Origin of the sequence: Jatrophihabitans sp. (assembly GCF_036389215.1) — a bacterium.
In the GTDB taxonomy this organism is placed as follows: domain Bacteria; phylum Actinomycetota; class Actinomycetes; order Mycobacteriales; family Jatrophihabitantaceae; genus Jatrophihabitans_A.
Genome location: NZ_DASVQG010000041.1, coordinates 1 through 15,863 on the forward strand (window position 1 = coordinate 1; position 15,863 = coordinate 15,863).

Here is a 15,863-nt window from a genome sequence, read left to right on the forward strand (position 1 = left end):
TACCGCTGCTCGTTCAGGCGGACCAGATAGGGCGCGAACAGCGGGCCGGTGGCCAGGTCGAACGGGGTGGCGGTCTCGCGCGCCATCCACCGGCGGGCGGCCTCCTCGACATCGGCTCCCGGGTCTTCGTACACCGGCAGCGGCAGCTCGGACGGGGCTGCGACGACCCGCTTCAGCACGCCGTCGATGTCGTGGAAGGTCGAGCGAAGGCCGTCGTGGCGGGTGGCGACCGCGCTCAGCGCCGCCCGCAACGCCGCGATGTCGAGGTCGCCCTCCAGCGCCACGACCAGGGACTCGGTGTAGTTGGGGCGACCGGGGAACGCCTGGTCGGCGTACCACATCTGCTGCTCGGTCGGGCTGGCGTCCCGGACGTCGAGCTGGTCGCCGTTGGACCGGTCGGCGGTGGCCCGGCCGTCGCTGAACCGGGAACGCAGCCGGTCGATGTGGGGCAGCGCGGCGGTGACCCGCGCGGGCGCGACCCCGAAGTCGATGAAGCAAGCCACCTCGTCCACGCCGAGAGCGGCCAGCCTGCGCGTGATCTGCTCGGCGTCGTCCGGGGTGCCGATCAGGGCGCGGTCGGCGCAGTAGCGCTGGTACGCCTTGGAGAGCAGGTACTCCAGGTCCTCGGGGTCGGTGTTCTCCATGTCGATGGAGAAGCCGAGGCTGTTGGTCACCTGCCCGAACAGCGACAGCGACGAGCGCAGGTAGTCGCAGAACGGGCCGAACGCCTCCGCGCGGGTGTGCTCGGTGTCCTCGCCGAGGTAGGTGTGCAGCAGCAACACGACCCGCCCACCGGCCGGGTCCAGGCCGGCTTCGGCCCGGGTGCGCCGGTAGAGGGCGATGTTCTCCCCCAGCTGGTCCACGCTCTGCACCATGAGGTTGGTGATGACGCCGAACCCGCTGCGCGCGGCCTGCCGGTAACTCTCGGGATTGCCGACGATCGCGGTGTAGAAGTCCGGTTCCGTCTGGACCGGCGTCGGGTACAGCTTGACCTCGACCTGCTCGCCGTTGCCTGCCGTCCTGGTCACCGGCTCGCCGCGCCACAGCGCGCGGATCGTCTCCACGCCCTCGTACATCGCCTCCCGGTGCTTGCCGTACACCTGCGGTGCCAGCACGAAGTCCCGTGCGTGCCAGCCGCTGGCCACGCCGATCGACACCCGCCCACCGGAGAGGTTGTCCACCACCGACCACTCCTCGGCGACCCGGATCGGGTCGTGCAGCGGCAGCACCACGCTGCCCGAGTGCAGCCGGACCCGGCTGGTCTGGGCGGCGATCGCGGCGGCGAGCACCGACGGGTTGGGGAACACCCCGCCGAAGGAGTCGAAGTGGCGTTCGGGCAGCCACACCGCGTGCAGCCCACTGCGGTCGGCGAACCGGGCGGCGGACAGGATGGCCGCGTACTTGTCACCACCGTGCTGGTCGCCCTCCGGGCCCTGCGGGTAGTCGCCGAAGAAGTACAGGCTGAAGTCCGGGGTCGTCGGGCCGACGTCGGTCGAGGTCGCCTCCACCACCGCTGTCCTGGCTGTCTTGGCCACGACGGCGGGGATTCTCGGCAGCGTGCGCCGGGGCCTTCGCGCCACGCCGGGCTGGCCGGACAGGAACCCGCCGCGGCGCAGGTCGTCCACCGAGTTGCGGACGGCGTCGGCGATGAAGTCGACGTCGGCGTCGGTGTGGGCGGTGGACAGGAAGAAGTTGCGCCACTCCCAGACGTGCACGCCTTCCATCACCAGGTGGTGGAACAGCAGCTCCAGGTTGCCGCGATGAGCGAACCGGAACAGCGACCCGAACCGCTCCATCGACAGCGGCAGTTCCTCGGCCGCGAAGAAGTCGTTGAGCGTCGTCGCCAGCCGCTCGGTGCGGGCGGTCACGCCACGTTGCAGGCCCGGCCCCTGATCGCGCAGGTGCCTCAGCACGGCCTTGGCCGCGACCATGGCCAGCGGGTGCTGGATGTAGGTGCCGCCGAAGAAGGTCGTCTCGCCCTGGGGGACGCTGTCGTCGCCGTACTGCCAGTGGCCGCCGTCGATCCAGTCCATGATCTCGGCGCGGCCGGCGATGGCGCCGATCGGGTAGCCGCCGCCGATCAGCTTGCCGTAGGTGGCCAGGTCGGCCCGGACCCCGAAGATCCCCTGGGCGCCCTGCGGGTGCGGGCGGAACCCGGTGAGCATCTCGTCGAACATCAGCACGATGCCGGTCTCGTCGCACAGCCGCCGCAGCTCACGCACGAACTCGACCGGCTGCCGGTTCGGGTAGCGGCTGGGCACGGCTTCCAGCACGACGGCTGCGATCTCACCCGCGTGCCTGCGGATCACCTCCAGGCTGGCCTCGTCGCCGTAGCCGAGCACCATCGACTCCGCGACCGCCGACTGCGGCACGCCCGCCGACACCGGTACGGTCCGCGGCCCGTCGCTGCCCGACACCGGCCTGCCGAGCACCGGGTCGAAGTGCCCGTGGTACGAGCCGTCGAAGGTGACGATCTTGGTCCGGCCGGTGTGCGCGCGGGCCAGCCGGAAGGCCGCCGAGTTGGCCTCGGTGCCGGAGGTGGCGAAGGCGACCCGGTCCAGGCCGGTCAGCCCGGCGAGTAGCTCGGCGGCCTCGCCCGCCTCCGGGCCGCGCGGGCCCAGGCGCATGCCATCGGCCTGGTAGGCGGCCACCGCCTCGGTGACGAAGTCTGGCTCGTGTCCGAACATCAGCGCACCGAAGCCCATGGTGATGTCGACGTAGGTGTTGCCGTCGACGTCCTCCAGGTACGCGCCCCGGGCCCGGCGCGCGGCCAGCGGGTAGAGCAGTTCCTTGGTGACGCTGCGGAAGCCGACCACGGCCCGGCTGTCAGCCAGCGGCCGCCGGTAACGCTGGGCGAGCTGCTTGGAGGTCCTGGTGCGCGCGGTGTAGCGGGCGATGAGGTCGTCGAGGTGGGCGCGCTGGGTCTCGTCCAACCTGCCGCCGGTCATGCCGGCGGTCTTGGAGGCGGTCGGCCGGGGACCGAACTGGGTGCCTTCCGCGGACTGCGGCACTGCTTGGGACTGCGGCACTGCTTGGGATTGCGGCACTGCTTGGGGCTGCGGCACTGCTCGGGGGGCCGCGGCCTGGGGTGCGGCGGGCTTGCCGGCGAGCACGGCCAGCTGCTCGGACATGATGTCGGAGAACCGGCCCATCAGGGCCAACTGCTCGCGAACCACGGCCTCGTACCCGCCGCTCGGCGCCGCCGCCGGCTGCGGCTCGACGGCCCTGACGGGGAGCGGCGCCGCAACCGGTTGGACGGCCGGTGCGGCAGACAGCGGCTGGGATGGCGGCGTGAGCTGGGGTGCCGGCGTGAGCTGCGATGCCGGCATCGCGGGCACCGGCTGGGGCGCGGGGACCAGTTCGGCGCGCTTGGCAGCGGACATCCGCTCGGTGACCACGGCGCTGAGCCGGGCCGGCGTGTCCACCTCCTCGAACAGCTCCCGCATGGCCACCCGCACGCCGAAGGCGACCTCCAGCTCGCGAACCATGTTGATCATCAGCAACGAGTCCGCGCCGAGGTCGAAGAACGGTACGTGCGGGGTGACGCGGTCCAGCTTGTCGCCCAGGTGGTGCGCGGTCAGCTCGCGCACCCGGGTGAGCACCAGCTCGGTCAGGTCATCGGTCTGCTCGGCTGGCATGTCCACTGCACTCTCTTGGGTCACGGGGACGGGAACCACGGCGGGCACTGGAGCCACGGGAGCCACGGCGGGCACTGGGGCCACGGAAGCCACGGCGGGCACTGGGGCCACGGGAGCCACGGCGGGCACGGCGACCGAGGCAACGGGAGCCACGGCGGGCACGGGGACCGAGGCGACGGGAGCCACGGCGGGCACGGGGACCGAGGCGACGGGAGCCACGGGGTCGATCCAGTGCCGGGTCGGCTGGAACGGGTAGGTGGGCAGCGGGACACGCCGGCCACCGGGGGCGAGCACGGCCCAGTCGAGCTCGATGCCGTGGCAGAACAGAGCGGCAAGTCCCTGGGTCACGGTGTCGGCACCGCGGCGGCGCAGTGGCAGCCAGGTCGTGCCTGTCCACTGCCTGCCCAGCGCCGTCAGCACGCCGGACGGCCCCAGCTCGACGAAGGTGGTGTGGCCTTCGGCGACCAGTTCGTCCACGCAGCCGTGGAAGTCGGCAGTGGAGCGGGTGTGCGTGCGGACGTGGTCGGCGCCCGGCACGGTGCCCTCGCTCAGCACGGCGCCGGTCCCGGAGTAGACGGGCAGTGTCAGGGGCTTCCAGTCCAGCGCGGCGGCCTGGCCGGCCAGGGCCTCGAGGACGGGGTCGACCATCGGAGTGTGGAAGGCGCGGTCGGCGGCGAGCCGCCTGCATTCCACGCCTTGTGCGGCGAGCTGCCGCTCCGCCTCGGCCACCGCCTCGGGCGGGCCGCCGAAAACGGTGTGCCCGGGCCCGTTGCGCACCGCCACCGAGAGCCCGGGCAGCTGGGAGATGTCGGCGAACACGGCCAGCAGGGCACCCTCGGGCACGGTCTGCATCAAGGCTCCCCGCACCGCGGCCAGGTGCATGGCGTCCTCGTCGGACAGCGCTCCGGCGCAGGCCAGTGCCGCGTACTCCCCCGCGCTGTGCCCGACCACGGCATCCGGCCGCACGCCGAGTTCGGCGAGCAGCGCCACCTGCGCCAGCTGCACGGCCAGCAGGGCCGGTTGCAGGGTCTGGGTGGTCCACTGGTGCGGTTCGCCGAGCAGTGGCGGCAGCAGGTCCACGCCCCAGTCACGGCGGTGCTGCTCGAGCAGCCGCTGCAGCACGGCGGCCGAAGCCGGGTGGGCGAGCAGTGAGGTTCCGGCGCCGGCGCAGTCCACACCTTGGCCCGCGAAGGCGAACACGAGCGGGCCGCTGCGTCGCGCCACTGCGCTGACCGAGCCGCCCGCGCGCAGTTCGCGTGCGGTTCCGTCGGCGTCCTCGCCCCAGGCCACCAGCCGGTGCGACAGCCGCCTGCGGCCGGCGCCGAGCGTGGTGAGGACGTCGGCCGGGTTGACCCCGGACAGGGCGTCGGCGGTGGACTCGGCGAGTTGGGCCAGGGCCTGCGGCCCGCGGGCGGACAGCGGCACGATCCAGGGTGCCGACACCGCCGACGATTCCTGCTCGGGGGCCTGTTCCAGGACCAGGTGCGCGTTCGTGCCGCCCACGCCCAGCGCGGTCACACCGGCCCGGCGAACCCCCGGCACCGGCCACGGCGTGGCCACCCTCGGCACGGTGATGCAGTCTTCGCCCAGCCGCAGCTCGGGGTTGGGCGAGTCGAAGTGGGCTTGTGGCGGCACGATCCCGGTGCGCAGGGCGAGGACCGCCTTGAGCAGTCCGGCCATGCCCGCCGCGGTGTCGAGGTGCCCGATGTTGGATTTCACCGACCCCACCAGCAACGGATCGGAGCGGTTGCCGAAGGTCTCGCGGAGCGCCGCGATCTCGATCGGGTCGCCGAGGGCGGTGCCGGTGCCGTGGGCCTCGACATAGCCGACGGATCCCGGTTCGATCCCGGCGGCGGCGAGCGCGCCTCGCACCACCGCGACCTGGCCCGGGACACCGGGCCAGGTGAAGCCCTGCTTCGCCGAGCCGTCGTTGTTGATCGCGGACCCGAGGATGACCGCGTGCACGGTGTCGCCGTCGGCGAGGGCTGCCTCCAGCGGCTTGAGCAGCACGGCCGCGACGCCGTTGCCACCGACAGTGCCGTCGGCGGCCGCGTCGAACGCGCGGCAGGCCCCGGTACTGGACAGGATCGAGCCCTGCTCGTACCGGTAACCCGCGACCCGGGGCACGTGCAGTGCGGCGGCGCCTGCCAGCGCCATGTCGGCGTCGCCGGCCAGCAGCGCGTTGATGGCGGTGTGCACGGCGACCAGCGCGGTGGAGCAGGCCGTACGGACGGTGACCGCGGGTCCGGTGAGGCCGAGCCGGTAGGCGACGCGGGTGGCGAGGAAGTCCGGGTCGTTGCCGATCGCGGCGTGCAGTGCGGCCAGCTGGTCGCCCGCGTCGATGCCGCCCAGGTTCTCGCGAAGGTAGGTGCGCAGGGAGTACAGCGCCATGCCGGAGCCCGCGTAGACGCCCGTTCTGCCGGCTGCCCCGGCATACCCGGCGTGTTCCAGGGCCTGCTGGCAGATCTGCAGGAACAGTCGCTGCTGCGGGTCGGTGACGGCGGCTTCGGCGGGGCTGATGCCGAACAGGTCGGCGTCGAAGGCCGCGATGTCCTCGAGCGCGCCGCTGACCGGGACGTAGGCGGGATCGTCCACGAGGGACTCGGGCAGGCCCGCGGCGAGCAGCTCCTCGCGGCTGAACCGGGTCGTGCTGACGACGCCCGCGAGCAGGTTGTCCCAGTACTGCTCCAGGGTCGGAGCACCCGGGAGCAGGGCGGCCATCCCGATGATGGCGATCCGGCGGTCGCGCACCTCGCTCCGGCGGGTCTGGGTGGGGCGTTGGCCGGTCAGCTCGCCCAGGTGGGCGCTCAGCTCGACCTCGGTCGGGTGGGAGAACAGCGCCGTCAGCGGGAACTCGCGGCCGAGGGCGGACTGGAGCGCGGTGTGCAGCCGCACCATGCCCAACGACCCGAGGCCTGCCTGGTAGAACGGGGTGTGCGGGTCGATGCCGCCGGGCACGATCCGGCGCAGTTCGTCCCGGACCAGCCTGCGCAGCGAGCCAGCAAGCGCCGATCCGGCAACCACCGATCCAGCAAGCGCCGACCCAGCAGCCGGCTTGGGCTCGGTGCCGGCCGGCGCGGACGTCGGGGCCGGCGCGGACGTCGGGGCCGGCGCGATCGGGATGTCGACACCGAACGCGTCCCGGCAGGCCGTCGCGGCGCCTTCCAGTGGCTGCGGGGGCAGCATCCGGCGGGCGGCCGGGTTGGCGCGGTCGACGCCGAGCAGCACCGGGCCCGGTGGCAGGCGCAGGGCTGCGGAGAACATGGCCGCGCCCTCGGCGGGAGTGAAGCTGAGCATCTTGCCCCGGACGGCCGCCTCGCGGTACTCGTGGCCGGCGTTCATGCCGGTCGAGCGCCACAGGCCCCAGATCAGGGTGTGCACCGGGTGATCGGCGCCGAGCTGCTCCGCCAGAGCTTCGAGGTAGCGGTTGCCCGCGGCGTACCCACCCGCGCCGACGCCGGGGAACCAGGTCAGCAGGGTGGAGAAGGCCACCAACCTGCTCCCCGGACGCCGGCGCACTACCTCGGCCACGGCCTTGGACCCGGCCACCTTGGCGCGGGTGTGCGCCCGCCACAGCTCGGCGGTGGTGGCGACAAGCTGCGTCGAGTCATAGACCCCGGCCAGGTGCAGCACCCCGGCCAGCGGCTCACCCCAGGCCGCCTCCGCCTCCGCGACGGCAGCTTCGAGGGCGCCCGCATCGGCCACGTCCACCCGGGCGTACCGGGCGTCGGGCCCCAGCTCGGCCAGGTCCCGGGCCGGACCACGCCCGACCACCAGCATCCGGATGCCGAGCCCGGGCAGCACCGCCCGGCCGACTCCGCCCAGGCCACCGGTCACCAGCCAGCAACTTCCCGGCTCGACGGCCGGCCCGGCGCCGGGCACGGACGCCGAGCGCTCGCGCGAAGAGCCAGGCGCACGGCCGGCAGGCTCCAGGCTGCGGACCACCCAGCGGTCCTGCCAGGCGATCACCGGCTCGCGGTGGAGGAAGGTCAGCGCCTCGGCGATCCGGGCTGCGTTCTTTCCGGCGCTGGCGTCGGGCAACTCCAGGTGCCAGCTGCGCAGCTCGGGCAGTTCCACGCTCGCGGTGGCGGCGATGGCCGCGGTGAGGGCGGTCGTGGGATCGCCGTGCCCGACGGTGACCAGCTCGCCGGTCCAGCCTGCCGCGGCCAGCCCCGCCACCAGCTCCAGGACCGGGATCGAGGCCTGCTCCTCCTCGGCCGCCGGTGCCACGACGATCAGGTCAGCGCAGAGGTCGCCGGGCTCCAGGGCCTGCGCGCCGTGAAGCGCGGCGGCAAGCGCGGCGGCCAGGGTGGGGTCGCCGAAGACCCGGACCCGACCAGGATCGCGGGTCGCGGGAAAGGACCGGGGTGTCCACACCGGACGGTGCAGGGCGTCGGGGAGGGTGGTGGGCGCGGACTCGGCCAGCTCGACCGCGCGCAGGCCGTCGTCCAGCTCGCCGCGCAGCAGCCTGGCGCGCATGGCGGTGCGCTGGATCTTGCCGCTGGTGGTCTTGTCGAAGCCGTCCCGATCCACCGCCGCCAGCAGCACCGAGGCCAACCCGAACCGTTCGGCCAGCCGCCGCCGGACCGCGCCGACGACCGCGCCGGTCAGCCCCTCGACGGTCAGCCCCCCGACGGTCAGCCCCTCGACGGGCACGAACACCACGGCCAGCCGCTCGTTCCCGTCCGCGGTGGGCACGCCGAAGGCCGCTGCGAAGCTGGTCAGCACCCCGGGCAGCGCGCCGACCACGTCCTCGATCTCGTGGCAGAAGTGGTGGACGCCGTTGATGATGATGATCTCCTTGACCCGGCCGGTGATGGTCACCCGCCCGTCGGCCACGAACGCCAGGTCACCGGTGTCGAACCAGTCGCCGTCCGGGAACGCCTCGGCGTTGGCGTCCGGGTTGTTCAGGTAGCCCGGGGTCACCCGCTCCGACCGGCCCTGCAACCGGCCGATCCGCAGCTCCGGCAGCACCGTCCTGCCATCGGAGGCCGCGATCCGGAACTCCGAGCCGGGGCTGGGCGCGCCCATGCTGAGGAAGGTGGAGCTGCCCTCGACGGGCTCGGCCAGCAGCTCCACCCCACCGTCAGGAGCCGGCCGGGCGTGCTGCACCGCCTCGGGTCCGTAGGCCTGGTAGGTGATGGCCGTGCACGTCTCGGCCATCCCCCAGGCCAGCAGCACGGTGTCCGGACGGACGCCGAACCGGGCGGTGGCCTCGACGAACCGGCGCATCACCGGCTCGGTGCACTGCTCCCCCGCGTTGACCAGGGCGCCCAGCGGCGTGAGGTCCCAGGTACGGGCCGGGTCGGCGGTGGCGAGCGCGTCGGCGACCAGGCCGAAGCCGAAGTTGGGCGACCAGCTGTGCTGGGCCCGGTAGGAGTGCAGCAGGTCCAGCCAGCGCAGCGGGTCGGCGAGCACGTCGGCGGTGGGGACCTGGACGTTGTCACAGCCCAGGACCACCGGTCCGAGGTGGTACATCACCAGCCCGGCGACATGGTCGAGCGGCAACCAGTTGACGAACACGTCCCCGGTTCCCATCCGGCTGACCTGGCGGGCGGCCTGGGTGTAGCGGATCAAGCCGTGGTGGGTGATCTGGATGACCTTGGACTTGCCGGTGCTGCCCGAGGACAGCTGCAGCATCGCCACCGCGCCCGGCTCAGGCTGGTGGAGGTCGGTGCCGTCGGTGGCGCTGCCGTCGGTGGCGCTGCCTCCGGCGGCGCACTCGGCGAGGTCGAGCACCCGCATGGACGTCAGCCCCGACCGCTGGGCGTGCCCGCGCAGGCCGGCGACGGTCGCGCCGCCGGAGAGCACCGCCGGTTCGCCGAGGTCGCGCCAGGCGTTCTCCAGCTTGGCCAGCACGGGCGTGCGCTCGGCGTAGCTGGCCGACTGGGCCACTGCCACGGGGCGGATGCCGCCGAGCAGGCAGGCCCACAGCCCGATGACGTGCTCGGCCAGCGAGGGCGTGTGCAGCACCGCCGGGTCGCCCACGCCGAGGCCGGCGGCGCGCAGGCCGGCGAGGGTGCGGGTGGCCTGCTCGAGCAGCTCGGGGTAGGTCAGGACCCGGGTGGTGCCCTGCTCCACGACGTGCACCCCCTGGTCCGGGTGCCGCTCGGCGGCGGCCAGCAGCGCCTCGACCAGGGTCTTCGGGTCCTCGGCTGCGATCTGTGGGCCGCTGGCGCCGGTGAGCGAGGACGGCCCGGTGAGGTCGGCGCCCGGCTCGACCAGGGCCGGCGGTCCGGCGACCGATCCGGTGACCCACGGGGTCGGCAGGTCGACGAACTCGCCGAGGTGCCGCCGACCGGTCTCCGGGACGGGCAGCGCGACCGGCGCGGTCACCGAGGCCGGGACCGGCAGTTGCCGCAGCGCGCGCTCGTCGGGCTCGCCGTCGCGGTCGCGCGGGATGGCCGAGACCACCGAGACCAGCAGCGGTTCGCCGCCGACCGCGCCGAGCGCGGCCACCATCCGGCGCACCCGTGCGGGGGCCGTGCCCGGGGTGGGCACCACATGCGCGACCTGGACGGAGCGGCCCTCGGCGGTGGTCGCGGCAAGCAGGGCGGCGTCGGCCACCAGCGGGTGGCTCAGCAGGGTGGCGAGCAGCGTCCGCGGCACGGTGGTCTCCTGTCAGCTCGACGTCGTCGCCCGGTCGCCCGGCTTGCGGATGGTCTGGATCACGTACCCGAGGGCCAGCACGATGACCACGCCGTGCAGCAGCGCGGCCACCGCCAGCGGCGTCCACACCTCCAGCAGGCCCGCGGCGAACAGCAGCCCGATCCCCAGGCCGGCGTTCTCGGCCATCGCGGTCCGGCCGAAGAACATGCCGCGCGCCGGGTCCGGCTCGGCCTGCACCCTGGTGGTGTAGGTGATCTCGGTGAACCCGTCGGCGAGGCCGGCGACCAGGGCCACGAGCAGCACCCAGGGTTGGGTGAGTCCGGAGAACGCGGCGATGAAGGCCATCGACATCACGGCGGTGCCGATCACGAACGCGCGCTCGTCGTGCCGGGGTCCGCTCTTGTAGATCCGGCTCACCAGCTGGTGGGCGGCCAACAGGCCGACCGCCCACGCGGCCCAGAAGTTGCCGACGAACCCCGCCGGATTACCCGGTTGCAGCTGGGTGGCGTAGATCGGGATGCCCACCTGGTGCGAGGCCGAGCCGAAGGCGTCCACGGATCGCACGACCACGATCGCCAGCACGGAGGGGGCGGCGGCCAGGGCGGCCAGCACGAGCTTGCTCCGCGCCCCGCGAACCGGCTTGCCCTGTTGCCGGACCCGCACGTGGCGCGGGAAGCGCAGCCCGACGGTGGCCAGCACCAGCGCGGAGATGCAGAAGGTGCCGGCATCGACCAGGAAGGCCGCCGTGTAGCCGACCCAGGACACCAGCAGGCCGCCGGTTGCGAAGCCCAGCGCCATCGCCACCGCACGCCCGGTCACGAGCCACCCGTTGGCCCGCATCCGGTGCTCGGCACCGACGAAGTCCGGGACGGTGGCGCGCAGCAGCACTTGGCTGGTGGTGCTCAGCGTTCCGATCGAGACCGCGAGCACCGGCAGCAGCGCTTCCCGGATGCCGTTCGGGGACAGGGCGAACACCAGCAGCACGGACGCCTGCACGAGGTCGCAGCTGATCATCACCGCGCGTCGCGGCAGCCGGGCGGCGACGGTCCCGCCGGCCATGCCCGCGACGAACCCGGCGGCCATCCGCAACACCATGAACAGGCCGGTGGCCACCGCGCTGCCGGTCGTCTGGTAGACGAACAGCTGCAGCGCCACCATGTTCAGGAAGCTGCCGAAGGAGGACGCCCCGCTGCCGCCGACCAGCAGCCGGAACCGGCGCCAGTCGGCGCGGTCCAGCTCGGGTGCGGCCACGGTGGCCGGGCTGAGTTCGGTCACCGCGTCAGTACCCCGCCGCCCGGTGCGTGTCGAGGGCCCGGGTGGGGACGAGGAAGCTGCGGTCGAAGCTGAGCACGACCTCCCCGCTCGACTTGCGACCGATGGTGCGGCAGTGCGCGATCCCCTCCCCGGGCCTGCTCTTGGACAGCCGCTTGCCGGTGATCTCGCTCTCCGCGTAGAGGGTGTCGCCGATGAACACCGGGGCGGGCAACTCGATCCGCTCCCAGCCCAGGTTCGCGATCGCCCTGCCGCTGGTGCTGCGCGCGGCCATCCCGCCGACGATGCTCAGCGTGACCAGGCTGGACACCAGCGGCTTGCCCCAGGTGCCCTGCGCGCTGAACGCCGCGTCGATGTGCAGCGGGGAGTCGTTCATGCTGAGCATGGACATCAGCACGTTGTCCATCTCGGTGATGGTGCGGCCGGGGCGGTGCTCGATCACCACCCCCACCTGCAGGTCCTCGTAGCAGAACCCGACGACCTCGCGGAACCTGTTCTCTCCGACTTGCATGTAGCCGCTGGGCTGCTGCGGTTCCACTGGGTGTTCTCCGATCGTGGGGTGGTGGCGCGCTCAGGCGCCGGGCAACTCGGGGACGTGGCCGACGAACTCGGTGATCAGCCCGGCCGGCATGTCTGCCAGACCGGGTCGGCGTTGGCGTAGCGTTCGACCGCGGTGGCGGGCGTGCACAGGGTGGTACGGCAATACCGGCTGAGCATTCCTCAGACCACCTCACGCACGTCGAGGAGGACCTTTCCGATGGTCCTGCGGGCGGCGAACTCCTCGTGTGCCGCCGCGACCTGCGACAGCGGCCAGATCCTGTCGATCCGCGCGGTGAGCCGGCCGGTGCGAGCCAGGTCGAACAACTCCTCGGCGATGCCGGTGAGCAGCGCCCGGTCATCGACCAGGTGCCGCATCCAGAAGCCGGCCACCCCGATCGAGGAGCCGACCAGCTCCTCGGTGCTGACCTCGATCCACCCGCACCCGGCGCCTCCGCCGCGCCAGCCGTAGCTCACCAACCGGCCGAACGGAGCGAGGCCTGTCAGCGCCGCGTTCGCCTGCGCGCCACCGCTGCCGTCCACGACGAGGTCGACGCCACGGCCGCCGGTGACCGCGCGCAGCTCGCCGATCTCCTCCGGAGCCAGCGCGACGTCGGCGCCGAGCTCGACCACAGCGGCCCGTTTCGCCGCGGTGGAGGCGATGCCGATGACCGGCTTGGCCTGCAGGGCGGCTGCCAGCTGCACGGCCAGGTGCCCCACACCGCCCGCGGCGGAGGTGACCACCACCGACTCACCCGGCCGGACCCGCCCGGCGAGTTTCAGGGCGCCGTAGGCGGTGATTCCCTGCTCGAACAGGGCAATGGCCTGGGTGTCCTCGATGTCGTCGGGCACCTGCACCGAATGCGCGTCGACCGCGGCGGCGACCTGGGAGTACCCGCCGCCGCGGCGCATCAGTGCCACCACCCGCCGGCCGTCGCGCCGCCGCCGCCCGACGACGTCGACGCCCAGCACCGCGGGCAGCTGGACGCCGGGCTCGGCTCCCCTGCGGTGCTCGAGGTCGTCGAAGTTCAATCCGGCGAAGGAGACGTCGACCAGGCTGGCGCCCGCACCGCACACCGGCTCCTCGACCTGCTCCACGCGCAGTACGCTCGGGGCGCCGAACTCCCGGAGCACGGCCGCCGCCACCCCAGCACTCACGGACGTCGCTCAGGTGACACGAAAGCTCCAGCTACACCGAAAATTGGCAATGACAAACGACCTGCGGCGGGGCACAAACCTACTGAAACCCCCGTTCAATTTAGCCTAAACGTGTGTGTTTGGGAACGGCCCGAGCACGGTGCCCGACGCTTGGATTACGTGGCCTGCAACGGCTCTGCCACCCGTATCTCGGGCAGGTCGCAGCACGCCCCGGCGCCTCGCCGCGCGGCTGCCCGCAAAGCCTTCAAGCGATTCTGCTTCGCTCCAATTAACTCAAGGTATACGGCGCAACATCCGCCCTTTCTGATTTTGCTTTGCTACAGTTAGTTCCCGGCATACAAAGCAACTTTGAGAGGACGGCTGTCGTGGCAGTCGGTCGTCCGTCGCGGTCAGCGATCTACCAGCGACTCGACGAGGCGATCACTGACCTCAACGACCGACTCGGCGGGCTGCCATCACCCGCTGAAGCCGAGGACATCTGGGCCGATCTGTGGCATCAGGAGGCCCACCACTCGACCGCCCTGGAGGGGAACACGCTCATCCTCTCGGAGGTGCGGAGACTTCTCGACGAAGGCCGTGCCGTCGGCGACAAGGAACTGCGGGAGTACCTGGAGGTTCTCGGCTATGGAGCCGCGGCCAAGTGGGTCTACGGACAGGCGCTCGAGCCAGGTGGCTGGTCAGCTGATGGTCTGCTGACGTTGCAGGAAGTCCGCTCCGTGCACTTCCAAGCGATGACCCCGGTGTGGGACGTAGCACCGCACCCGCACGCGAGCCCTGAAGAGTCTCCCGGCAACTGGCGCCGCCACGAGATCGCGCCATTCCCGGACGGGATGACACCGCCGCCGTCGACCGAGATCGATCCGCTGATCGCGGACTGGGTCCACGACGTCAACCAGCTACTCAGCCCCAGCGGCACGCCGCTGCCCGAACGGCTCGCTCAGGTGCACAACGCCTTCGAGCGCATCCACCCGTTTCTCGACGGCAACGGCAGAACCGGACGGCTGCTGCTGAACCTCATCCTCGTGCGAATGGGCTACCCGCCCGCGATCGTCTTCAAGAACGAGCGCTCGCGCTACCTCGACGCCATGCGCAAGGCCGACGCCGGCGATTTCGGCCGGCTGGGCGAACTCCTCGCGCGGGCAATGACCGACAACCTCTACAAGTTCGTCGTGCCGGCCGTCGCCGGCCCGGCCAGACTCGTCCCGTTGGCCAGCCTGGCGAACAAGCAGAACGGGTTCTCCGTGGTCGCGCTACGCAACGCGGCGAACCGTGGACGGCTCAAAGCCCAGAAATCCCCGAATGGCGCCTGGCTGAGCTCCAAGAACTGGGTCGATGAGTACCGCGACCTGAAATTCAAGCGCCACTAGCGCACTCGCAGCGAGGGATGGTCATGGATTACGACATCATCGAGCATTTGCTGGGCAGCCCGCCGGATGCACCCCTGTGGCAGGTTGCCGCAACGGCGAATCGCAAGAAGGTGCTGGCCAGTTGGCTGTCGACGGTGGTGGCCCGAGACATCCCCATCTCGGCCGGGGCGCGGGAGTACCTCGAGCGGGTGCGGCGTCGGGTTGCGACGTTGCACGAGGTCGGCGCGCAGGTCCGCGATCGCACCGGTGTGACGGTCATCAAGGGTGAGCGGATCGCTCGCCACATGCCGCCCTGGCTGCTGCGGCACTCCGGCGACGCCGACCTGATCGCCGATGACGAGCAGATGCTGTGGCGGGCGGTGACAGACGTGCGCGACACCTACGATGCGATACCGCAGAGCGTCGGCGTGCTACGAACCACGACCGAACAGCACTTCGTCATCTCGATGAAGTGGCCCGCGGAAGAACCGTTGCTCGACAAGCCACTCGGCGCCGACATCGCGACCTGCGCGTTCTGCGGCGATGTCCCGGCCGGTGCTCCGACCCGCACGACGCTGTCGCACGACGAGGACATCCGCGAACTGCACACCGTCGCCGAGGAGCGGTTCCAGCGGAAGTTCTCGGTCAAGGACCTGCTGGACTTCCTTGTGCTCAGCCGTCGGCTGGACCAGCGGCTCGATCAGACGCTCGCCCAGCAGATCGTCGCCGAGACCGTGGAGCTTAGGCGAACGCCGGAACTGCTGAATCTGATTGCCAAAACACGATCATGGGTAGATCTCGGCGCGCACTGGGACGGTATCGAGCAGGCGCTGGCGAGCGCAGCCTCCGCCGAGAAGGCCAGGCGTGCGGAGCGAGCGGAGGAGCTGCCGACCGTCTACTACGGCTACCCGCTGGATAGCACGCGCCATCCGGGAGTGGTCGCTGAGTTCCACCGGATCGACGATCTTGATTTCGCCACCACGCCGATCGGGACCTGTCTGCTGCTGTCTGGCGAGGAACTGACCCTGGCCGAGTTGGAGCGCGCACACCAGGTAGCCGCATCGCTCGCCAGGCCGTGAAGGCGCCGGGCCGTGCAGGCGCAGAGGCGAGAAGGGGCGCCGGGCCGTGCAGGCGCAGCGGTGAGCCCGGGCGCGAGGCCCGAGCTCACCGACCTGTTCAGCCGGACTTCGTGGTGGGACGACGAACCTTGAACGTTGCGTTCACGCTGTGGCTGGGCGCGGTGGGGATCATGAGAACCTCCCTCCGATGGGATAGCCAAGCGGGCGGACGACCCACATGGCGC

The 15,863-nt window shown here is 72.0% G+C and carries 7 protein-coding genes; 3 read left to right on the forward strand and 4 right to left on the reverse strand.

Annotation, left to right across the window (positions count from 1 at the left end; translation table 11 throughout):
* The 3 genes from VF542_RS01770 to VF542_RS01780 form a co-directional block, all read right to left on the reverse strand.
* Positions 1–10,247, reverse strand: a 10,247-nt coding sequence (locus VF542_RS01770) for a MupA/Atu3671 family FMN-dependent luciferase-like monooxygenase (RefSeq protein WP_408649988.1), incomplete at its 3' end; no start/stop codon positions are given.
* A 12-nt stretch (positions 10,248–10,259) separates the two neighbouring features.
* Positions 10,260–11,522: an MFS transporter gene (locus tag VF542_RS01775; RefSeq protein WP_408649989.1), complete on the reverse strand. Its 1,263-nt coding sequence runs from the start codon at positions 11,520–11,522 to the stop codon at positions 10,260–10,262.
* A gap of 4 nt (positions 11,523–11,526) precedes the next feature.
* Positions 11,527–12,057: a MaoC family dehydratase gene (locus VF542_RS01780; protein ID WP_408649990.1), complete on the reverse strand. Its 531-nt coding sequence runs from the start codon at positions 12,055–12,057 to the stop codon at positions 11,527–11,529.
* Here VF542_RS01780 and VF542_RS01785 point away from each other — a divergent pair.
* A complete protein-coding gene (locus tag VF542_RS01785; RefSeq protein WP_408649994.1) occupies positions 12,025–12,180 on the forward strand; it encodes a hypothetical protein in 156 nt (51 codons plus the stop codon). The genes VF542_RS01780 and VF542_RS01785 overlap by 33 nt on opposite strands.
* A 59-nt stretch (positions 12,181–12,239) precedes the next feature.
* On the opposite strand, the gene VF542_RS01790 is transcribed toward VF542_RS01785, so the two are convergent.
* Positions 12,240–13,202, reverse strand: coding sequence for a quinone oxidoreductase family protein (locus VF542_RS01790; protein ID WP_408649993.1), 963 nt, complete (start codon positions 13,200–13,202; stop codon positions 12,240–12,242).
* A gap of 377 nt (positions 13,203–13,579) precedes the next feature.
* On the opposite strand from VF542_RS01790, the gene VF542_RS01795 reads away from it, so the two are divergent.
* A complete protein-coding gene (locus VF542_RS01795; RefSeq protein ID WP_408649991.1) occupies positions 13,580–14,581 on the forward strand; it encodes a Fic family protein in 1,002 nt (333 codons plus the stop codon).
* 23 nt (positions 14,582–14,604) lie between these two features.
* Positions 14,605–15,639, forward strand: a complete 1,035-nt coding sequence (locus VF542_RS01800) for a hypothetical protein (protein WP_408649992.1) — start codon at positions 14,605–14,607, stop codon at positions 15,637–15,639.
* Positions 15,640–15,863: the final 224 nt, after the last annotated feature.

Coding starts and splice junctions, on each gene's coding strand:
- VF542_RS01800 (WP_408649992.1), top strand. CDS start 14,605: ATGGATTACGACATCATCGAGCATTTGCTGGGCAGCCCGCCGGATGCA.